Annotated in this window: 18 protein-coding genes and 1 pseudogene; 4 read left to right on the plus strand and 15 right to left on the minus strand. The window is 59.8% G+C overall.

Going from position 1 to position 20,808, the window contains the following annotated elements:
- Positions 1-79: 79 nt before the first annotated feature.
- Complete coding sequence (gene ppc / locus FPT12_RS16655) at positions 80-2,710, minus strand: phosphoenolpyruvate carboxylase (RefSeq protein WP_145017570.1); 2,631 nt, start codon at positions 2,708-2,710, stop codon at positions 80-82.
- Between the two features lie 180 nt (positions 2,711-2,890).
- Between ppc and FPT12_RS16660 the strand changes: the two genes are divergently transcribed.
- The gene (locus tag FPT12_RS16660; RefSeq protein ID WP_145017572.1) at positions 2,891-3,235 is read left to right on the plus strand and encodes a pilin assembly protein; all 345 of its coding nucleotides are present in this window, start codon (positions 2,891-2,893) and stop codon (positions 3,233-3,235) included.
- A gap of 89 nt (positions 3,236-3,324) precedes the next feature.
- Here the strand turns inward: FPT12_RS16660 and FPT12_RS16665 are convergent, their stop codons facing one another.
- The 13 genes from FPT12_RS16665 to FPT12_RS16730 all read right to left on the minus strand — a co-directional run bounded on the left by FPT12_RS16665 (position 3,325) and on the right by FPT12_RS16730 (position 18,133).
- Complete coding sequence (locus FPT12_RS16665) at positions 3,325-3,651, minus strand: hypothetical protein (RefSeq protein WP_145017574.1); 327 nt, start codon at positions 3,649-3,651, stop codon at positions 3,325-3,327.
- Complete coding sequence (locus tag FPT12_RS16670; RefSeq protein ID WP_145017602.1) at positions 3,648-4,562, minus strand: alpha/beta hydrolase; 915 nt, start codon at positions 4,560-4,562, stop codon at positions 3,648-3,650. Before FPT12_RS16670 ends, FPT12_RS16665 begins: the two co-directional genes overlap by 4 nt.
- A 73-nt stretch (positions 4,563-4,635) precedes the next feature.
- The gene (locus tag FPT12_RS16675) at positions 4,636-5,913 is read right to left on the minus strand and encodes a flavohemoglobin expression-modulating QEGLA motif protein (protein WP_071551673.1); all 1,278 of its coding nucleotides are present in this window, start codon (positions 5,911-5,913) and stop codon (positions 4,636-4,638) included.
- A gap of 173 nt (positions 5,914-6,086) precedes the next feature.
- A complete protein-coding gene (locus FPT12_RS16685) occupies positions 6,087-6,791 on the minus strand; it encodes a TetR/AcrR family transcriptional regulator (RefSeq protein ID WP_103319614.1) in 705 nt (234 codons plus the stop codon).
- A gap of 114 nt (positions 6,792-6,905) precedes the next feature.
- Complete coding sequence (gene lysS, locus FPT12_RS16690) at positions 6,906-8,408, minus strand: lysine--tRNA ligase (RefSeq protein WP_103319564.1); 1,503 nt, start codon at positions 8,406-8,408, stop codon at positions 6,906-6,908.
- 71 nt (positions 8,409-8,479) lie between these two features.
- Positions 8,480-9,575, minus strand: a protein-coding gene (gene prfB, locus FPT12_RS16695; protein WP_102667242.1) for a peptide chain release factor 2 whose coding sequence is annotated in 2 segments (ribosomal slippage) — positions 8,480-9,502 and positions 9,504-9,575 — 1,095 coding nt in all. Because the reading frame shifts where the segments join, the coding sequence is not laid out codon by codon here.
- Positions 9,576-9,681: 106 nt separating this feature from the next.
- On the minus strand, positions 9,682-10,683 hold the full coding sequence (locus FPT12_RS16700) for a PleD family two-component system response regulator (RefSeq protein WP_145017576.1): 1,002 nt from the start codon (positions 10,681-10,683) through the stop codon (positions 9,682-9,684).
- A gap of 42 nt (positions 10,684-10,725) precedes the next feature.
- Positions 10,726-11,736, minus strand: a complete 1,011-nt coding sequence (locus tag FPT12_RS16705; RefSeq protein WP_145017578.1) for a chemotaxis response regulator protein-glutamate methylesterase — start codon at positions 11,734-11,736, stop codon at positions 10,726-10,728.
- The gene (locus FPT12_RS16710; protein ID WP_145017581.1) at positions 11,733-14,024 is read right to left on the minus strand and encodes a hybrid sensor histidine kinase/response regulator; all 2,292 of its coding nucleotides are present in this window, start codon (positions 14,022-14,024) and stop codon (positions 11,733-11,735) included. Before FPT12_RS16710 ends, FPT12_RS16705 begins: the two co-directional genes overlap by 4 nt.
- Entirely contained in the window at positions 14,021-14,704 is a 684-nt protein-coding gene (locus FPT12_RS16715) for a chemotaxis protein CheW (protein WP_145017583.1), read from the minus strand. Before FPT12_RS16715 ends, FPT12_RS16710 begins: the two co-directional genes overlap by 4 nt.
- Complete coding sequence (locus tag FPT12_RS16720) at positions 14,701-15,978, minus strand: protein-glutamate O-methyltransferase CheR (RefSeq protein WP_145017585.1); 1,278 nt, start codon at positions 15,976-15,978, stop codon at positions 14,701-14,703. Before FPT12_RS16720 ends, FPT12_RS16715 begins: the two co-directional genes overlap by 4 nt.
- Positions 15,975-16,511 (minus strand): chemotaxis protein CheW, encoded by a 537-nt coding sequence (locus FPT12_RS16725; RefSeq protein WP_145017586.1) that lies wholly within the window; start codon positions 16,509-16,511, stop codon positions 15,975-15,977. The genes FPT12_RS16720 and FPT12_RS16725 overlap by 4 nt, the downstream gene beginning before the upstream one ends.
- Entirely contained in the window at positions 16,511-18,133 is a 1,623-nt protein-coding gene (locus FPT12_RS16730) for a methyl-accepting chemotaxis protein (protein WP_145017588.1), read from the minus strand. Before FPT12_RS16730 ends, FPT12_RS16725 begins: the two co-directional genes overlap by 1 nt.
- A gap of 391 nt (positions 18,134-18,524) precedes the next feature.
- On the opposite strand from FPT12_RS16730, the gene FPT12_RS16735 reads away from it, so the two are divergent.
- The 3 genes and pseudogenes from FPT12_RS16735 (at position 18,525) to FPT12_RS16745 (ending at position 20,483) form a co-directional block, all read left to right on the plus strand.
- Complete coding sequence (locus FPT12_RS16735) at positions 18,525-19,808, plus strand: glycoside hydrolase family 68 protein (RefSeq protein WP_145017590.1); 1,284 nt, start codon at positions 18,525-18,527, stop codon at positions 19,806-19,808.
- A gap of 286 nt (positions 19,809-20,094) precedes the next feature.
- A pseudogene (locus tag FPT12_RS16740) lies at positions 20,095-20,262 on the plus strand (LysR family transcriptional regulator); the annotation flags it as partial.
- 29 nt (positions 20,263-20,291) lie between these two features.
- The gene (locus FPT12_RS16745) at positions 20,292-20,483 is read left to right on the plus strand and encodes a type II toxin-antitoxin system RelE/ParE family toxin (RefSeq protein WP_371922567.1); all 192 of its coding nucleotides are present in this window, start codon (positions 20,292-20,294) and stop codon (positions 20,481-20,483) included.
- 79 nt (positions 20,484-20,562) lie between these two features.
- Here the strand turns inward: FPT12_RS16745 and FPT12_RS27835 are convergent.
- Positions 20,563-20,808, minus strand: a 246-nt coding sequence (locus FPT12_RS27835) for a hypothetical protein (protein WP_371922569.1), incomplete at its 5' end; no start/stop codon positions are given.

A 20,808-nucleotide genomic window follows, 5' to 3' on the forward strand; every position in this document is an offset into this window, starting at 1 on the left:
TCGCCTGACAGGCGCGACCGCCCCCCGCGGACCGGTCGCTTGTCGCAGTAAAACCACCTGCAACATCCCGCAAAAGACCTTAGCCGGTATTGCGTAAACCGGCTGCAATCCCGGCCACAGACACCAGCAACGCCTGCTCCACCGGGCTGCCCTGCACCACTTCCGGCTGCCGCGAACGCGCCAACAGTTCGGCCTGCAATAGATGTAGCGGGTCGAGGTAGGTGTTGCGCAAACGGATGAACTCCAGGGTGTCAGGGCTATGCGCCAGCAGCTGCGACTGACCGGTCAGGCCAAGGACCACGGAGCAAGCCTGCGACAATAGGTCGCGTAAATGCACACCCAAAGGTAACAAATCGGGCTCAACCAATCGCTCGTCGTAGGACTGGGCAATGTCCGCGTCAGCCTTGGCCAGCACCATCTCCAGCATGTCGATGCGCGTGCGGAAGAACGGCCACTGCTCACGCATCTGCGCCAGCAACTCGCCCTCACCGCGCGCCAAGGCGTTGCTCAATGCCGCTTCCCAACCGAGCCAGGCCGGCAGCATCAGGCGGGTCTGGGTCCAGCCGAAGATCCACGGAATCGCCCGCAGACTTTCGATCCCGCCGGCACGACGCTTGGCCGGACGACTGCCGAGCGGCAGACGTCCCAGCTCCTGCTCGGGCGTGGATTGACGGAAATACTCGACGAACTGCGGATTCTCCCGTACCACAGCGCGATACGCGCTGACGCCATCGGCCGCCAATTCGTCCATCAGGCCGCGCCACGCCGGTTCCGGCGGTGGAGGCGGCAACAGCGTGGCTTCCAGCACTGCGGCCAGGTACAGGTTGAGGTTTTGCTCGGCGATGTCCGGCAGGCCGAACTTGAACCGAATCATTTCCCCTTGCTCGGTGGTACGGAAACGACCGGCCACCGACCCCGGCGGCTGCGACAGAATGGCTGCGTGCGCCGGGCCACCGCCACGGCCCACGGTGCCGCCGCGACCGTGGAACAACAACAGCTCGACTTGCTGTTCGCGGCAGATATCCACCAAGCGCTCTTGCGCCCGGTACTGAGCCCAGGCCGCCGCCGTGGTGCCGGCGTCCTTGGCTGAGTCGGAATAGCCGATCATCACTTCCTGCGGGCCCTGCAACCGCGAGCGGTAACCCGGCAACAGCAACAGTTTCTCGATCACCGGACCGGCGTTGTCGAGGTCGGCAAGGGTTTCGAACAGCGGCACTACACGCATCGGCCGCAGCACGCCGGACTCTTTAAGCAGCAGTTGCACGGCGAGCACGTCCGACGCGGCGCCCGCCATGGAGATCACATAAGAGCCCAGCGACGCCGCCGGTGCCGCCGCGACTTCACGACACGTCGCCAGGACTTCGGCGGTGTCGGCCGAAGGTTTGAAATACGCCGGCAGGAGTGGCCGACGATTGTTCAGCTCACCCATCAGGAAGCGAATCCGCGCTTCCTCGTCCCAGTCTTCATAGCGACCGAGCCCAAGGTAGTCGGTGATTTCGGTCATCGCCGACGAATGCCGCGACGAGTCCTGGCGCACGTCGAGTCGCACCAGGAACAGGCCGAACGTCACCGCCCGACGCAGGCAATCGAGCAACGGACCGTCGGCGATCACGCCCATGCCGCAGTCATGCAGCGATTGATAGCACAGCTCCAGCGGATCCAGCAGTTCGCGGTTGTTTTGCAGCACATCGGCCGGTGCCGGGATGCTCGCGGTCAGGGATGCCTGCGCCCAGTTACGGGTCGCGCGCAGGCGCTCACGCAGCTGTTTGAGCACTGCACGGTAAGGTTCGGCGCTGTCCCCGACCTTGGCCCGCAATGCGGTGCTGGCCTGCTGCATCGACAAATCGGCGGCCAGATGATCGACATCACGCAGGTAAAGGTCGGCCGCCATCCAGCGCGCCAACAGCAGCACTTCACGGGTCACCGCAGCCGTGACGTTCGGGTTGCCATCACGGTCGCCACCCATCCACGAAGCAAAGCGAATCGGCGCGGACTCCAGCGGCAGATGCAGGCCAGTGGCGTCATGCAGGGCTTTATCGGCCTTGCGCAAATAGTTGGGAATCGCCTGCCACAGCGAATGCTCGATCACCGCAAAGCCCCACTTGGCTTCATCGACCGGGGTTGGCCGGGTGCGGCGAATCTCTTCGGTGTGCCAGGCTTCGGCGATCAGGCGCTGCAAGGTCGACTTGATCTGCTCGCGCTCGGCACCGGTCAGGTCGCGATGATCCTGCGCCGCCAGTTGCGCGGCGATGGCATCGTATTTCTGGATCAAGGTCCGGCGGGCGACTTCAGTCGGGTGCGCCGTCAGTACCAGCTCGATCTCCAACCGTCCCAATTGCCGCGCCAGCGCGTCGCTGCCATGCCCTTCGGCACGCAGGCGGGCGAGCAGTTCGGGCAGCACCCGCGCTTCGAACGGTGCCGGCTGGGACTCTTCGCGGCGATGTATCAGCTGATATTGCTCGGCGATGTTTGCAAGGTTCAGGAACTGGTTGAACGCTCGCGCCACTGGCAGCAGTTCATCTTCAGTCAACTGGTTGAGGCTGGCGCGCAGTTCGGCGTCCGTCGAACCACGACGGTCCGCCTTGGCACCCTTGCGGATCAGCTCGATCTTGTCGAGAAAGCCATCCCCGTACTGCTCACGAATGGTGTTGCCCAACAACTCACCCAGCAGGTGAACATCCTCGCGCAAGCGTGCATCGATATCAGTCATCAGCAGTTCTCCAGCGAATGGCGGTCGACTCCAAGAGTGCCGTCCGCAGCGGGTTCTTACAAGCCGGGCGACGAATCGACTTTAAAGCTAGTCTCAAGGGTAAGCCGTACCAAGGCTTGCTACCGGCCACGGCCGGATACTCATCTCCCCTGCTATAGGCAGGTGCTAATTGAGGTCATTATGAAAATCCGTGAGCTAGCCCAACATTGGGAAGAAACCGCCAAAGGCCGTTTGACCAAGACCGGCTACACCATTCACCTGGACGTCGAAGCCGCGGCGCGGTTGGCGGCGATTACCGAGATGTACCCCAAACGCCACCCCGAAGAACTGCTGGGCGAACTGATCGGCGCAGCGCTGGAAGAGCTCGAAGCGAGCTTCCCTTACGTCAAGGGTCAGCACGTGGTCGCAACTGATGAAGAAGGCGACCCGCTCTACGAAGACGTCGGCCCGACACCGCGTTTTCTCGAATTGTCGCGGCGCCATTTGCACGATTTATCGGCTCAGGGCGGCAAGCAAAAACACTGAGACAGCCAGTAACGCAAAAGCCCCGCCTGATCTGATCAGACGAGGCTTTTGTTGTTTGAAAATCAACGGATCGCAGTCTTCGACAGTACTTATTGTTCGAGCTGCGGCGTTTCCTGCCCCATGCAACGCACGGCTTTTTTCTTGTTGTTGACCAGCACACCGGTCAGGCCTTTCTGTTCGGTGTCGAACAGCACCAGCACGCCATCGATGCACTGGGCCACTTCCGCGGCCGGCTCCAGGGAGACTTTGTAGTTTTCGCCCGGCACGGTCTTGAGCATGGTGAAGTCGTTCAGCAGCAACGCGTCTTCCGGTTTGGCGAAGTGCAGGTAGCCGTAGTACCACAGGCACGCGACGGTGCCGAGGATGCTGCAGATACCGGTGATGATCAGCGGGATAGCGTTACGTTCTTCACTCATTGCGGACTCTCTGGAGGTTCAACTTCTGAATTCGGGGGTGCCGGGTAATTGGGGATTTCTCCCAGCCGGCGCAAGCCGTTGAAATGTTGCGGGTCATCGAGATAGCGCAGCATGACGGTGCGCCAGACCGGGTCGGCAAACGTCTGCACATGGCCGCCACGGACCAATTGCAGGACCCTCGGCGGGGGCGCAGCTTGATACAGTCGGATGCCATTGGAAAGAGGCACAAGCGGATCGTCGATGCTCTGGTAGAGCAGTTTTGGCACACCGGTCAGTTTTGGCATCGCATTGATCGCACTGTCCGCGTCTGGTACCAACCAGGACAATGGCACCTGGAACGGCCATGTTATCCACGAGGTGCTCAGGGCGTATTGTCCGACATCACGGTAACTGGCCGGCACATCGTCGAGGATCAGCGCCTTGAGTTGACGCTGGCGCTCGGGATGTTCGACCAGATAATGCACCACCAGCGCACCGCCAAGGCTCTGGCCCAGGACGATCAACGGTTTGCCCTGAACCTCGGGTGCCTGGTCGAGCCATTTGAATGCAGCGTCGATGTCCTGATAGATCGCTGGCAAGCCGGGTTTACCCTGCGACAAGCCATACCCGCGATAGTCCACCAGCAACACCTGATAACCCTGCTTTGGTAGCCACCAACTGGCCCCCAGATGCCCGGCGAGATTCCCGCCATTGCCATGCAAGTGCAGCACCGTGCCCTTGACCCCCACGCCTTTTTTGGCCGGTAGCCACCAACCGTTGAGTTTCACGCCATCGGCGGTGGTCAGGGTGACGTCACGGTATTCAAGCCCGGCTTTTTGCGGGGTAAACGGCAGACCGGGATCGGGATAGAACAGCAAGGAGCTGCAACCGCCAAGGCTCAGGAGAAGGCAAAGGACGCCGAGGATTCTCATCCGTTGAAGCCCCGCGGTGTAGGTTTGAGTCAACTGATCGTTCCCACGCTCTGCGTGGGAACGATCAGCGTAGTTACAGAATATTTGAGTAATCCGCTTCGATCCGGTCCAGGCTCAGGTGGTTGAGGAAGTTGGAGAAACACATCCAGGCCGACAGGGCGTTCATGTCACGAAACTGGTCCGGCAGGTACTTGGGTGGTTCCACCAGGCCTTCATCCACCAACTGACGCAGGGTTCGCATGTCTTCCAGGGTGGTTTTGCCGCAAAACAGCAAAGGGATCTGCTCAAGCTTGCCTTTACGCACGGCCAACTGAATGTAGTTGTAAACCATGATAAAGCCCTTGAGGTAGGACAAGTCTTTGGTAAATGGCAGACCATTTGGCACCGAACCACGGAAAACCCGGCTGGTATTGCTATAACTTTCAGCCATCTCGAAGCCTTGCGCGCGGAAGAACTCGAAGACCTGCAAGAAGTCCGCGCCCTCCTCGACCATATGAATCGCACGGGTACGATTGGTCAGTTTGCGCAGGCGACTCGGGTAGGAAGCAAAGGTGATGATTTCCATCAGGATCGCCAGACCTTCCTGGGTCACGGTCGACGACGGTGGCCCCTTGGACAGAAAGGTGCAGATCGGCTGGTTCAGACCGTTGAGGGTGGTGCCAACATGCACCAGCCCTTCATGGACTTCCAAAGCACGTACGTCACGTTCGTTGAACATCGCGTCAGCGCGGATCTTGATGTAGTCGGCACCGGCCGCCGCATCCGCGACAATACCGTCGGACTCGAACACCCGAATGGTTTCCTCGGCTTCGCCAAAGACCTTGTTCAAGCGGGTTTGCAGCAAGTGCACGGCTTCTTTGGCGGTGAGAATCTTCGGCTCGTCCTTGAGGTCGCCCCGGCCATCGATGTTGTTCAGGTAGTCGGACATCATCAGGCCAAGGTCGGCCAGAGTCGGGTCACCGGCGTGGAACGCATCGGAGGCTGCGCCGTAAAGCTCTTGTGAGATCAACCCGAAATCTTCGGTGCCACGCGCTTCGAGCATCCGCACCACCATGCGGTATTCCTTGCACATGCGACGCATGATCTGCCCGACGGGGTTGAACTGACCGAGCTGACGGGTGATGTCGCGCTCAATGTTCTGGAATTCCAGCTTCACTTTGCTGGAGTCGAAGGACAGTGGCCGATTGAGGTAGTAATCGCGGTCCACCGCCGGCATTTCCTTGCCTTTGGCCTTGAGGAAACCCTTGCGGATGTTGTCGTCCCACTTGACCGCATCGAGTACCCGAATCGGCGTCTGCGCCAGCACTATGCGATCGGACAAGGTGCGTATCGTCTGCTGGTATTCGTCCACCCGGTACTCCCTTTGATAACCGTTACGTGTTGCGTTTATTAGAGCGCCTTTGATCGTTCCCACGCTCCGCGTGGGAATGCATCCCGTGACGCTCTGCGTCACAGCCAAAGCGGACGCGGAGCGTCCATAGCGGCATTCCCACGCAGAGCGTGGGAACGATCGACAGGGTTGTGTTACACCGATGCCAGCACCAGGTGCATATATCGCGTCAGAATGCCGAGCATCTCTTGTTCGGCCTCGGGCTCTGCATCGTTGAGCAGGCCCTGATATTCCATCCGGCCGATAATCGCCGTCAACACTTTGGCATCCTGCTGCGGCTCTCGCGAACCCAATACCTGGAAAAGCTGGCAGGTGCCCTGCAAGAGAATTTGCTGATGCGAGCGCACCAGCAGTGCCAGGCGCGGGTTGAGCAACGCTTCCTGGCGGAAGGCCTGCTCGGCCATCAGGTGCTCGCGGCGGTTGATCAATTGCCGGTGAACATAGTCCGCCATCAGCCGTGCAATATCGTCAGCCAACTGTGAGCGGCACTCGGGGCTGCCGTCGCCGCTGATGACCATCTCGCGCAACAGGCCTTCGTTGTTGGCCCACAGCCTGGCCATGTAGGCTGCACTGCGTTCGACGTACTGAGCGAAGGTATCGGTGAGCAGGTCATCGATATCCTTGAAATAGTAAGTGGTCGCCGACAGCGGCACACCGGCTTCGGCGGCCACTGCACGGTGACGTACCGCGCGGACACCGTCGCGTACGACGATGCGCATTGCCGCATCGAGAATCTCTTGTCGACGCTGCTCGCTTCCCTGTCGGCTGGCTTTGCGACCCTGATACTGAACACTTTCAGCGACCGCAGTGGCGATGCCAGCTGCTCCTTCTTGAGCAATTGCACGATTCACGACCGGTATTCCTCTCTAACGTCAAAAGTAACAAATTGATACGTTTGTACCAGACAGGCAATAAAAAGCCGCCTGTTATAGGCGGCTTTTTAATTGAAACATTTACGCTTGCGGCCGCATGTGCGGGAACAGGATCACATCGCGAATCGACGGTGAATTGGTCAACAGCATCACCAGACGGTCGATACCGATCCCTTCACCGGCGGTCGGCGGCATGCCGTATTCCAGCGCGCGAACGAAGTCAGCGTCGTAGTGCATGGCTTCGTCGTCACCGGCGTCCTTGTCGGCCACCTGAGCCATGAAGCGCTCGGCCTGGTCTTCCGCGTCGTTCAACTCGGAGTAGGCGTTGGCGATTTCGCGGCCACCGATGAACAGCTCGAAGCGGTCGGTGACGTTCGGGTTCTCGTCGTTGCGGCGGGCCAGCGGCGACACTTCGAACGGGTACTGGGTGATGAAGTGCGGCTGCTCCAGCTTGTGCTCGACCAACTCTTCGAAAATCATTACCTGCAGCTTGCCCAGACCTTCGAAGCCGAGCACTTTGGCGCCGGCCTTCTTGGCGATGGCGCGGGCCTTGTCGATGTCAGTCAGGTCGTCAGCGGTCAGCTCCGGGTTGTACTTGAGGATCGAATCGAACACCGACAGACGCACGAACGGTTCGCCGAAGTGGAACACCTTGTCGCCGTAAGGCACGTCGGTGCTGCCCAGAACCAGCTGCGCCAGTTCACGGAACAGTTCTTCGGTCAGGTCCATGTTGTCTTCGTAGTCGGCGTGGGCCTGGTAGAACTCCAACATGGTGAATTCAGGGTTGTGACGAGTCGAAACACCTTCGTTACGGAAGTTGCGGTTGATCTCGAACACTTTCTCGAAACCACCTACCACCAGACGCTTGAGGTACAGCTCCGGCGCGATACGCAAAAACATCTGCATATCCAGCGCATTGTGGTGAGTTTCGAACGGCTTGGCTGCCGCACCGCCCGGGATGGTTTGCAGCATCGGCGTTTCGACTTCCAGGAAGTCGCGCTTCATCAGGAAGCTGCGAATGTGCGCAATCACTTGCGAACGCACGCGGAAGGTCTGGCGCACGTCTTCGTTGACGATCAGGTCAACATAACGCTGGCGATAGCGCTGCTCGGTGTCGGACAGGCCGTGGTGCTTGTCTGGCAACGGGCGCAGGGATTTGGTCAGCAGACGCACGTTGGTCATTTCAACGTACAGGTCGCCCTTGCCGGAACGGGCCAGGGTGCCTTCGGCGGCGATGATGTCGCCCAGGTCCCAGGTTTTCACCGCAGCCAGGGTTTCTTCAGACAGGGTTTTACGGTTGACGTAAACCTGAATGCGCCCGGACATGTCCTGGATCACCATGAACGAGCCACGGTTGAGCATGAGACGACCGGCAACCTTGACCGGGATCGCAGCCTCTGCCAACTCTTCCTTGGTCTTGTCCGCGTACTGTTTCTGCAAGTCTTCGCAGTAGGCGTCGCGGCGGAAGTCATTCGGGAAGGCCTGGCCCTTGGCGCGCTCGGCAGCAAGCTTTTCCTTGCGCAGGGCGATCAGGGAGTTTTCTTCCTGTTGCAGGGCTTGCGGATCGAGTTCTAGGTCGCTCATGTCTTTAAATTTTCCATCACAGGTTCGTTGCCCCCACCGGTGGCAGGGGACTTCAGGTCTTGACTGGCGGTTTACAAACCTTGTTTCAGGCTCGCCACCAGGTATTCGTCGATGTCGCCGTCGAGCACCTTGTCGCAGTCGCTGCGTTCGACGTTAGTACGCAAATCCTTGATTCGCGACTGGTCGAGCACATACGAGCGAATCTGGTGACCCCAGCCGATGTCCGACTTGGTGTCTTCCAGGGCTTGGGACGCAGCGTTGCGTTTCTGCACTTCCTGCTCGTACAAGCGCGCCCGCAACATTTTCATCGCGGTGTCTTTGTTGGCGTGCTGGGAACGTTCGTTCTGGCAGCTGACCACGGTGTTGGTCGGTACGTGGGTGATACGTACGGCCGAGTCGGTGGTGTTTACGTGCTGACCACCGGCGCCCGAGGAGCGGTAGGTGTCGATGCGCAGGTCCGACGGGTTGATGTCGATTTCGATGTTGTCATCGATTTCCGGCGACACGAACACGGCCGAGAACGAGGTGTGACGACGGTTACCGGAGTCGTACGGGCTCTTGCGCACCAGACGGTGCACGCCGATCTCGGTCCGCAGCCAGCCAAAGGCGTATTCACCCTTGATGTGCACGGTTGCGCCCTTGATCCCGGCGACTTCACCGGCGGAGAGTTCCATGATGGTCGCGTCGAAACCGCGTTTGTCCGCCCAACGCAGGTACATGCGCAGCAGGATGTTGGCCCAGTCCTGGGCCTCGGTACCGCCGGAGCCGGCCTGGATGTCCAGGTAGGCGTTGTTGGCGTCCATCTCACCGCTGAACATGCGACGGAATTCGAGTTTTTCCAGGGCCTCGCGCAGACGCTCGACTTCGGCAGCGACGTCATCGACGGCAGCCTGGTCTTCTTCCTCGGCGGACATCAGCAGCAGGTCTTTGGCGTCGGCAAGGCCGCTGTGCATCTGGTCGAGGGTTTCGACGATCTGCGCCAGCAAAGACCGCTCGCGGCCCAGTTCCTGAGCGTACGACGGGTTGTTCCAGACATTCGGATCTTCAAGCTCGCGATTGACTTCGGTCAGACGCTCATGCTTTTGATCGTAGTCAAAGATACCCCCGAATAGTTTCGGAGCGCTCGGACAGGTCCTTGATGCTGTTAAGGATCGGGTTGATTTCCATGGCGGGCAGCACTCGTTGGCGAACTTTTGAAAGCCGGCGAGTATAACGTAATCAAGCTGTCACGGCAGCCCGCCTGGCGGCTTTAGCGGCGAATGAACGTGTTGGTTCATTCGATGCCCACCTGATTGCGCCCATTGTTCTTCGCCAGGTACAACCCCTTGTCCGCTGCCGAGATCAATTGACGGTAATCACTGCCCGGCTCCGGGGTTATGGTCGAGAGGCCAATGCTGATGGTCAGGCTTGCACCTTCGGCCGGAACAACATGCGGGATGTTCATTCCGGCCACGGTCTGCCGGAGTTTTTCTGCGACCAGCCGCGCCCCGCCCGGCGAGGTATTGGGCAAGACCAGAACGAACTCTTCACCGCCATAGCGCGCCGGCAGATCGGAAGGACGGCTGCTGGCATCGCGGATCGCCGTGGCGACTTTGCGCAGGGCTTCGTCGCCTTCCAGGTGGCCAAAATTGTCGTTGTACAGCTTGAAATGGTCGACATCGATCATCAACAGCGACAGTTGCGCCTGCTCACGCATGGCCCGACGCCATTCCAGCTCGAGGTATTCGTCGAAATGGCGACGGTTCGACAGACCGGTCAGACCGTCGGAGTTCATCAGGCGTTGCAGCACCAGATTGGTGTCGAGCAGCTGTTGTTGACTGACCCGCAGCGCCCGGTAGGCCGCATCACGCTGGATCAGGGTCATGTAGGAGCGCGAGTGATAACGAATGCGCGCGACCAGTTCGATGTTGTCCGGCAGCTTGACCAGGTAATCGTTGGCCCCCGCAGCAAACGCCGCGCTCTTGATCAGCGGATCTTCCTTGGTCGACAGCACAATGATCGGAATGTCCTTGGTCGCCGGGTGGTTGCGGTATTCGCGCACCAGCGACAGGCCGTCCAGACCGGGCATGACCAGGTCCTGCAGGATCACCGTCGGCTTGATACGAATCGCCTGGGCGATGGCCTGGTGCGGATCGGAGCAGAAATGGAAGTCGATGTTCTCTTCGTTCGCCAGCCCGCGGCGCACGGCTTCGCCGATCATCGCCTGGTCGTCGACCAGCAGCACCATCGCGGCGTTTTCATCGGTTTTAAAGGCGTCGAGCTGTAAATCATCCATGTGCGGGCACCTGAATAAGGCAAGTACAGCTGCAATGATGAGTCATTTTGCAAAGATCTCCAGCAATCGTGGCGCTATCTTGTCCAGCGGGTGAATTTCTACAGCGGCGCTGATCGCGGCGGCCGCTTTCGGCATGCCATATACCGCACTGCTGCGCTGATCCTGAGCAATGGTCAAGTAGCCTTGCTGGCGCATCAATTTAAGTCCCTGGGCGCCATCGCGCCCCATGCCGGTCAGCAGCACACCCACTGCGTCTCCGTTCCAGTAAGTGGCCACGCTTTCAAAAAAAACGTCGATCGAGGGTCGATAGATCTCGTTGACCGGCTCGGCGGTGTAGGCCAGCGTACCGTTCTTCAATAAACGAATGTGGTGATTGGTGCCCGCCAGCAACACCGTCCCGCTTTGCGGCGGCTCGCCTTCCTGAGCCAGGCGCACATCCAGACCGCTGGCGCTGCTGAGCCATTCAGCCATACCGGCCGCAAACACCTGGTCAACGTGCTGAACCAGCACGATGGCCGGCGTAAAATCGCGGGGCAGGCTCTTGAGCAAGACTTCCAGCGCCGCCGGCCCACCGGCGGAAGAACCGATCGCCACCAGGCTCTGACGTTGCCCGGAAATGCGAGGATGGGTCGGCGCTGATTGCACCCGGTTACCGCGTTCGCCGATCAGCCAGCCGATATTCATGATCTTGCGCAGCAGTGGTGCCGCGGCTTCTTTTGGATCGCCCACGCCGAGGGCCGGGGTATCGACCACATCCAGCGCGCCGTGGCCCATGGCTTCGAACACCCGATGGACATTCTGCTGCCGGTCCACCGTGACAATGACGATAGCGCATGGGGTCTCGGCCATGATCCGGCGTGTTGCCTCGACGCCATCCATGACCGGCATGATCAGGTCCATCAGGATCAGGTCCGGGGTGAACTCGGCGCAACGTTGCACCGCCTCGGCGCCATTGCGGGCGACCCAGACCACCTCGTGCGCCGGCTCGAATGCCAAGGCTCGACGCAGGGCCTCCACGGCCATGGGCATATCGTTGACGATAGCGATCTTCATGCCCGCGCTCCTCCTATGAGCTCAACCACTGCATCGAGCAGCGCATCGTCATGAAAGCTGGCCTTGGCTAGATAGTAGTCGGCTCCAGCGTCCAGTCCACGACGACGGTCTTCTTCACGATCCTTATAGGACACCACCATCACCGGCAGCGATTGCAGCCGATTGTCACGTCGCAACAACGAAACCAGCTCGATCCCGTCCATGCGCGGCATATCAATGTCGGTAATCAGCAGATCGAAATCCTCGGCACGCAGCGCGTTCCAGCCGTCCATGCCGTCAACCGCAACGGCCACGTCATAACCCCGATTGAGCAGCAGCTTGCGTTGTAATTCACGCACCGTCAGTGAGTCATCGACCACCAGAATACGTTTGCGCGCAACGATGGCGGCCTGTTGGCTGTGCCGGGCGATCCGCTCCAGGCGACCGGTATTGAGCAGTTTGTCCACCGAGCGGAGCAGGTCTTCGACGTCGACGATCAACACCACCGACCCGTCATCGAGCAAGGCACCGGCAGAAATGTCCTGAACCTTGCCCAACCGCTCATCCAGCGGCAACACCACCAACGTGCGCTCGCCGATAAACCGCTCGACGGCCACGCCGTAGACCGTGTCGCGGTCACGGATGACCACGACTTTAAGGGTCGCCGGGCTGTTCTGACTCGCCGGACGGTTGAGCAACTGGCTGGCCGCGACGAGGCCAACGTGTCGACCTTCGTGCCAGAAGTGCTGACGACCTTCCACCTGGACGATTTCGTCCGATGCCAAATCGCACATGCGCTCGATGTGTGCCAGTGGAAAGGCATACGCCTCCTCGCCCACTTCCACCACCAGACTGCGCACAACCGACAACGTCAACGGCACCTCGAGCTGGAAACGACTGCCCTCGCCGGCCTTCTGCTCCAGCACCACAGCGCCGCGTAACTGGCGAACCATGTGCTGAACCGCATCCAGGCCTACGCCACGACCGGACACCTCGGTGACCGTGTCGCGCAGGCTGAAGCCCGGCAGGAAGAGGAACGTCAGCAGCTCTTCTTCGCTGAGCTGCGCCGCGGTCTCGGCCGGTGACAATTGCCGTTCGACGATGCTGCGGCGCACTTGCTCCAGGTCCACGCCATGGCCATCGTCGCTCAACTCCAGCAACAGCTGCCCGGCCTGGTTGGACGCGCGCAAGCGAATCAGCCCTTCGGCAGGCTTGCCGGCCAGCAGCCGTTGCTCGGGTATTTCGATGCCGTGGTCCACGGCATTACGCAACAAATGGGTCAGTGGCGCTTCGAGCTTCTCCAGCACATCGCGGTCGACCTGGGTCTTTTCACCCTCGATTTCCAACCGCACCTGCTTGCCCAGACTACGCCCCAAGTCGCGAACCATCCGCGCCTGCCCGGTCAGCACATCGGCAAACGGCCGCATGCGACAGGCCAGCGCCGTGTCATACAGCACCTGAGCGCGCTGGCTCGCCTGCCAGGCAAACTCATCAAGCTCAGCGGTTTTCTCTGCCAGCAACTGCTGGGATTCGGCCAACAGCCGCCGCGCATCGCCGAGCGCCTCCAGAGCCTCAAGGCTCAGGTCTTGCTCTTTGAGGTGAACGTTGAGGTTTTCCAGGGCACGCAAACTGTTGCTCTGCGTGCGCTTGAGACGCTGCATTGTTGCCAGGTAAGGCTTGAGACGCAGGGTTTCCACCAGCGACTTGCTCGACAGATCGAGCAGGCTGTTCAAGCGCTCGGCAGTCACTCGCAACACCCGCTCGCCGCCTTCGGTGACGCGTTTGGCTTTACGCGACGCCTCGACTGAGGCCGCCAGCGACGACTCGAGTTCTGACACCATGTCCGGCGGCTCGACTTGCGGTGCCGCTGGCTCGGGCGGCAATGAGGGCTGTGCTACGGCAGGTGCTGCGACCGCCATGGGATCCAGCAAACACCCCATCAACGCCACGTAGGCTTCGATGTCGTCTGGCCCCACGTTGGCACTGCCTGGCGTGGCGATGCGCATCAGCAAGTCCGTGCCTTGCAGCAGCGCATCAATGTGTTCGGGGCGCAGAAAAAGTCGACCCTCCTGCGCGCTGACCAGGCAGTCTTCCATCACATGAGAAACGCTGACCCCGGCATCCACACCGACGATCCGCGCCGCGCCCTTGAGCGAATGCGCGGCGCGCATGCAGGCTTCCAGCTGATCGGCCTGGGTCGGGTCACGTTCCAGCGCCAGCAACCCGGCGCTGAGCACCTGGGTCTGGGCCTCGGCTTCAAGACTGAAGAGTTCCAGCAGTGACGCGTCGCGCATTTGATCGGGGGTCATGTCAGGCTCCGGGTCACGGCGGACAACACCTGTTCTTCATCCAGCCAGCGCAGGCTGCGCCCCCTGAATTGCAGGACGCCACGGGTGTACTTGGCACTGGCCTGCTCGCCTGACCGGGACGCGGCGTCGAGAATCCGCTCATCAATGGCGTGAATCCCGTCCACCTCATCCACCGGTACTACCACCGGACCGCCGTGAGCGGCGATGATCAACATGCGCGGCATGATCCGCACGCCCGAGGCGACACCTGTGGTCGCTTCCAGCCCGAGCAATTCCACCAGCGACAGGCACGCCACCAGCGCACCACGCACATTCGCCACCCCCAGCAACGCTCGCGAACGCTGATGCGGCAGCGAATGAATCGCCTGCATCGGCGCCACTTCCACCAAACTGCGGGTGGCCAGGGCGAGCCATTCTTCGCCGAGGCGGAACATCAACAGCGAGCGCGTGACCACGTCCGCTTCAACGGCAATCGATGCTTGAGCGCGGTCGTCCTGTTGCAAGGTATAGCGATCCAGCAAACGCGTCGCCGCCGCGGAATACACCGCGCAATTGCGACAGTGAATATGTTCGATCAGCAGCGGGCAGGATTTATCGCCGTGGATACCGATACGGTTCCAGCAGTCGTCGATCGCCTGGGCATCTTCATGGGTTACGTTCAGCGAAACAGAACCGGTCATCGTTTACGCTCACTGTCAGCGGTGCGCTCATTGCGAGCGGCGCGCTCCTGCAATCGACGGGCGCCGGACGCATCCCCCTGGGACGCCAGTAACACCGACAGGTGCATCAGTGCTTCGGGATGCTGCGGTTGCAAATACAGCGCCTTGCGATAAAAGCCCTGGGCTTCCAGCACGTTGCCGGCGACATCACTGAGCAACCCCAGCCAGTAAAACACCTGCGCCACCGGCTCGTGACTGCGCAGGTAGTCCTCGCAGGCGGCCCGCGCTTCGAGGCTTTTACCTTCGTTGGCCAGGGTTGCAATGCTTGCCAGCAGCGCGGCCGTATCGGTATTCGGTGTTTTCTCAAGGCTCGCACGCGGCGCCGGCGCAACGGTGGCAAAAGGTCGGCTGCGCACCGCAGGCGGTGAAACGCTGCGCAGCGGCAAACTCACCGGCAACGGCGGTGCAATAAACACGGGGGGCGGTGCGGGTTCGGGCTCGCTGTGACGGCTGAAGGCGAAGGATTGTGGGATACCGATCGAACGCATCCCCAGGCGGCCCAGCAAACTGCCTTCGGCCGGGCCGATAAACAGCACGCCGTCCACGTGGGTCAGGCGCTTGAGCATCTGGAGAACCTGTTGCTGGGTGGGCTGATCGAAATAGATCAGCAGGTTGCGACAAAACACGAAGTCATAGGCTGGCTCATTGGCCAGCAAGGTCGGGTCCAGCAGGTTGCCCACCTGCAAACGCACCTGTTCGCGTACCCGGTCGCTGACGCGATGGCCGACGTCTTCGGTGCTGAAGTAGCGCTCGCGGAAATCGCTGCGCTGCCCACGAAAGGAGTTCTTGCCGTACAGCGCACGCTTGGCCCGCTCGACCGACAGCGGGCTGACGTCCACCCCGTCGACCTTGAATTGATGCGGCACAAGCCCGCCATCGAATAACGCCATGGCAATCGAATACGGCTCTTCGCCGGTCGAACACGGCAGGCTGAGAATCCGCAACGCACGCATGCCCTTGATCTCGGCCAGACGCTTGAGCGCCAGCCTGGCCAGCGTGGCAAAGGATTCCGGGTACCGGAAAAACCAGGTTTCCGGGACGATCACGCCTTCGATCAGCGCCTGTTGTTCGTCTGCCGAGACTTGCAGCCGCAACCAGTACTCATCAGCCGTTTTCACCTGCTGCGCGGTCATGCGCTGGCGCACGGCCCGCTCGATGATCGCTGGGCCGACGGAGTTCACGTCCAGGCCGATACGTTCTTTGAGGAAGTCGAAAAAGCGCTGGTCGCTGCTCATGGGCGCTCCTCAAGCATCGCCAGGTCCAGCGGCGGCGACGGGAACAGCAGCGCCTGCACTTGGGCATCCAGCAAGTCTGCGACACGAACCCACTGCAGCAACCCTTGGGCGTCTTCACGCACCGGCCCCAAATACGGCGCCTGACGGTTATCCAGGCCATAGGGCTGGAAGTCCGCCGGGTTGCAACGCAGGGTATCGGTAGCCTGCTCGAGAATCAGCCCGAGCAATTGCCCGGGCGTGGCGTCATCCGGCTGATAATGCACCAGCACCAATCGAGTGCTGGTGCGCGCCTGGGCCGGCTGACCGAATGCCAGCTCGCCGACATCGATTACCGGCACCACCGCGCCGCGATAGGCAAACACTCCCGCGACCCATGACGGTGTCCCGGCAATCGGTTTGAGCGGCAGACGCGGCAGCACCTCGGCCACTTCAATGGCTTGCACTGCATAGCGCTCGTCGCCGATACGAAACACCAGAAACAATGACTGCCTGGGCGCCATGCCTGCGCCGCGTTTCGCCACGAGTTCGTTCATCAGACTTTGAATCGCGAGACGCCGCTGCGCAGCCCTACGGCCACCTGGCTCAACTCGTCGATGGCGGAACTGGCCTGACGCAAGGACTCGACCGTCTGGCTGCTGGCATCGCCCAACTGCACCAGCGCATGGTTGATCTGTTCGGCGCCCGTGGCCTGGGCCTGCATGCCCTCGTTGACCATCAACACCCGCGGCGCCAGCGCCTGAACCTGGTGGATGATCTGCGACAGCTGCTCACCGACCTGCTGCACTTCGGACATGCCACGGCGTACTTCTTCAGAGAATTTGTCCATGCCCATGACGCCGGCCGACACCGCCGACTGGATCTCGCGAACCATCTGCTCGATGTCGTAGGTAGCGACGGCCGTCTGGTCTGCCAGACGTCGAACTTCGGTGGCGACCACGGCAAAACCGCGACCGTACTCCCCGGCCTTTTCCGCTTCGATGGCGGCGTTCAGCGACAGCAGGTTGGTCTGGTCTGCAACCTTGACGATGGTCACCACCACCTGATTGATGTTGCCTGCCTTCTCGTTGAGGATCGCCAGTTTGGCATTGACCAGGTCAGCCGCGCCCATTACCGAGTGCATGGTCTCTTCCATCCGCGCCAGGCCCTGCTGACCGGAACCGGCCAGCACCGAGGCCTGATCGGCGGCGGTGGAGACTTCGGTCATGGTCCGCACCAGGTCCCGCGAGGTGGCGGCGATTTCGCGCGAGGTGGCGCCGATTTCAGTGGTGGTGGCCGCCGTTTCAGTGGCGGTCGCCTGCTGCTGTTTGGAGGTGGCAGCGATTTCGGTCACCGAGGTGGTGACCTGTACCGAGGAGCGTTGCGCCTGGGACACCAGCGAGGTCAACTCGGTCATCATGTCGTTGAAGCCGGTTTCCACCGCGCCGAACTCATCCTTGCGATCGAGGTTCAGACGGCTGCTGAGATCGCCGGTGCGCATGATGTCGAGGATCTGCACGATGCGGTTCATCGGCGCCATGATCGCGCGCATCAACAACAAGCCGCAGAGACCGGCAGCGATAACCGCCACCAGCAAAGACACACCCATGCTGACTTTTGCCGCGGTGACCGCCTGGCGGATGGCCTCGGTGGCGTTAGCGGCCTGATCACGATTGCTGTCAATCACCACATTCAACTGCTTGCGGCCATCGACCCACGCGGGCGTCAACTCCTGCTCCAGCGCCAGACGAGCCTGTTCGTATTGTTTTTGCTGATACAGACCGACGACTTTAGCCAACGCTTGGTTGTACGTTTGATAACGAGCCTCGAATGCTTCGAAATCGACCCGGTCGTCAGTGGTGAAGATCGTTTTCCGATAGTTGGCCATCTCGTCTTTCAGGTGCGCCTCGGCGCCCTTGTACAACTCCAGGTCAGCGGCACTCATGTCGCGATGCTCCGAGAGGCCCACGATCCGTTGGGTCAAGAGATAGCTGTCAACCCAGGCACCGCGAATCATCGAGCTGTAATACAGCCCCGGGACGGCATCCGACTGGACCGTTTCCTCGCTGGACTCAATCTTCAGCAGATTGGAGAACGAGACCATGACCATCAGCAGCATGATGGCGATAATTACCGCAAAGCTCGCCAAAATGCGTTGGCGCAACGTCCAGTTCTTCACAGTCAGTCCTCGGGGCGGTTCAAATGGAGGGGAGTATAGCCGAGGGCTCGTTGCGTTCTATCAGCGCTGCATCGCAAGTAGCAACGAAACAACTGTGGCGAGAGGAGCTTGCCCTCCATTGGGCTGCGTAACGGTCAAAAAAGAACTTTCCACTTCAAAATCACATCATGCCCCACAGCGGACGACCAGAGGCTTACCGAGAGGTAGGCCTTTTTTGTGCAAAAAAACACCTGATGAAACGTATCAGCTAGCAACAAAAAACCCATAAATCAAAAAAAATGGAATTTTTCCTTGATCTTGAAAATTCACTGACTTACAGTGAAATCACTGTATGGATATACAGTCACTAACGAAGATTCATTTAAATACATTCATGGATGAGGTACTCCCTATGAAAAGCAACACTGAAAAACTTGGTCAGCTTCCCCGTCAACCCAGCCTGTGGACCCGCGCTGACGCGCTGAAAGTTCATGCGGATGATCCGACCACTACCCAGCCGCTGGTCAGTGCGGATTTCCCGGTATTGAGCAACGAGGTGTTCATCTGGGACACCATGCCGCTGCGCGATATGGACGGTAACGTGGCTTCTGTTGACGGCTGGTCGGTCATTTTCACCTTGACCGCAGATCGTCATCCGAACGACCCGCAATACATCGATAAAAACGGTAACTACGACATCGACCGCGACTGGAACGATCGCCACGGTCGGGCAAAGATGTACTACTGGTTTTCCCGCACCGGTAAAGACTGGCAGTTTGGTGGTCGCGTGATGGCGCAAGGGGTTTCGCCAACCGCCCGTGAATGGGCCGGCTCCCCAATTCTGTTGAACGACCAGGGCGATGTGGATTTGTATTACACCGCCGTCACGCCGGGCGCCACGATCGTCAAGGTGCGTGGCCGCGTGGTGACGACTGAACATGGCGTCAGCATGGTGGGCTTCAAAAAGGTTACGTCGCTGTTTGAAGCTGACGGCGAGATGTATCAGACCGAAGCGCAGAATCCGTACTGGGGCTTCCGTGATCCATGGCCGTTCCGCGATCCGAAAGACGGCAAGTTGTACATGCTGTTTGAGGGCAACGTGGCCGGTGAGCGTGGTTCGCACAAGGTCGGCGAAGCTGAAATCGGCGACGTACCGCCGGGCTATGAAGATGTCGGTAACTCGCGCTTCCAAACCGCCTGTGTCGGTATCGCCGTAGCGCATGACGAAGATGGCGACGACTGGGAAATGTTGCCGCCACTGCTGACTGCAGTAGGCGTCAATGACCAGACCGAACGTCCACACTTCCTGTTTCAGGACGGTAAATACTATTTGTTCACCATCAGCCATAAATTCACTTATGCCGACGGTGTGACCGGTCCGGACGGGGTGTACGGTTTCGTGGCGGATTCGCTCTTCGGCCCTTACGTGCCACTGAACGGTTCCGGTCTGGTGCTGGGCAACCCCTCTTCCCAGCCATTTCAAACCTATTCACATTACGTGATGCCTAACGGCCTGGTGACTTCGTTCATCGACACCATACCCACAAAGGAAAGCGACACCGGAATGAAGTTCCGGGTCGGCGGCACTGAAGCGCCGACAGTGGGCATCAAGGTGAAAGGGCAGCAGACTTTCGTGGTGGCCGAATATGACTATGGTTACATTCCCCCGATGATTGATGTAACGCTGAAGAAATAGTATCGAAGCAATATAGGGCCTTCAGGCACCGGGTTTGAACTCGATAACAAACTCGTTGTGGATATGATCGAGATATCCGCGCCTGACTCATTGCGACTTGATCGGGAGCCGCATTGAACAATGCGTAACATCGACCCTTCGGAACTGGCTGCAAGGATGCAGCCAGTAACGGGGCTCCCCCCCTCCTCCTATCTCCCTCTCCCCAACTAAGCTCATGCCTGGGCATCGATTAAAAAGATAGACACTCGGGCAAATCCATAAAAACCGCCCACCGGGTAATTCCCCCATGATGACCTTGCGTCAGATCCGTCATCACTTCATCGCCGTGGCCGAGACCGGTTCGATCTCGTCTGCCGCGCAAGCGGTGTACATTTCCCAGTCCACCTTGACCCTGGCCATCCAGCAGCTTGAGCAGGAAATTGGCGTCAGCCTGTTCAATAACACTATTGCGGGCTGATTGGCGCATCCGCTGCCAACGATATTGTGACAAGCATCCTCAATACTTTTAGCCAGCTTGAACTGTTCCCCGGCTCAGGGCTTCCGTCACTGGTACCCGATTTACGTGAGTTTGTCCTGAATCAGCTTCCATTTATTGCGCCTTATCGGCTAGTACTTGGCCAAGTGCAGATATTGCGAATATTGCATCAACGAACCGAACGTAATCAGGAGTGCTAACACTCAATGCGATCCGGGCTGATGCATAAAACAAACAGCCCCTCCCATAAGCGAACATGGGAGAGACCGTCAAGCCGCCTCAAAACTGCGAAACACGGTGCATCGCATCCGCCAGATAGCGCATTGCAATGCGGTCGTTCTCCGATAACGCTCGATACTGCTCGACGAGTTTCACCTCCTCCGAGCTGAGTCGGCGCGACCTTCGCGAGATGCTCAAGCCTGAGAAAACCCCTAGCAACCCGATGATGCCTTGCGCTTTTGCCATGGACGATGAACGAGCCCCATGAAAGACAGGACACCGTTTCCCCCTTACGATAAGGGATAG

Source organism: Pseudomonas sp. H3(2019) (assembly GCF_007713465.1).
In the GTDB taxonomy this organism is placed as follows: domain Bacteria; phylum Pseudomonadota; class Gammaproteobacteria; order Pseudomonadales; family Pseudomonadaceae; genus Aquipseudomonas.

Bases quoted from the DNA above. Each gene is read 5' to 3' on its own strand.
- ppc (WP_145017570.1), bottom strand. From the start codon at position 2,710: ATGACTGATATCGATGCACGCTTGCGCGAGGATGTTCACCTGCTGGGT.
- FPT12_RS16660 (WP_145017572.1), top strand. From the start codon at position 2,891: ATGAAAATCCGTGAGCTAGCCCAACATTGGGAAGAAACCGCCAAAGGC.
- FPT12_RS16665 (WP_145017574.1), bottom strand. From the start codon at position 3,651: ATGAGTGAAGAACGTAACGCTATCCCGCTGATCATCACCGGTATCTGC.
- FPT12_RS16670 (WP_145017602.1), bottom strand. From the start codon at position 4,562: ATGAGAATCCTCGGCGTCCTTTGCCTTCTCCTGAGCCTTGGCGGTTGC.
- lysS (WP_103319564.1), bottom strand. From the start codon at position 8,408: ATGAGCGACCTAGAACTCGATCCGCAAGCCCTGCAACAGGAAGAAAAC.
- FPT12_RS16700 (WP_145017576.1), bottom strand. From the start codon at position 10,683: ATGGATGATTTACAGCTCGACGCCTTTAAAACCGATGAAAACGCCGCG.
- FPT12_RS16705 (WP_145017578.1), bottom strand. From the start codon at position 11,736: ATGAAGATCGCTATCGTCAACGATATGCCCATGGCCGTGGAGGCCCTG.
- FPT12_RS16710 (WP_145017581.1), bottom strand. From the start codon at position 14,024: ATGACCCCCGATCAAATGCGCGACGCGTCACTGCTGGAACTCTTCAGT.
- FPT12_RS16715 (WP_145017583.1), bottom strand. From the start codon at position 14,704: ATGACCGGTTCTGTTTCGCTGAACGTAACCCATGAAGATGCCCAGGCG.
- FPT12_RS16720 (WP_145017585.1), bottom strand. From the start codon at position 15,978: ATGAGCAGCGACCAGCGCTTTTTCGACTTCCTCAAAGAACGTATCGGC.
- FPT12_RS16725 (WP_145017586.1), bottom strand. From the start codon at position 16,511: ATGAACGAACTCGTGGCGAAACGCGGCGCAGGCATGGCGCCCAGGCAG.
- FPT12_RS16735 (WP_145017590.1), top strand. From the start codon at position 18,525: ATGAAAAGCAACACTGAAAAACTTGGTCAGCTTCCCCGTCAACCCAGC.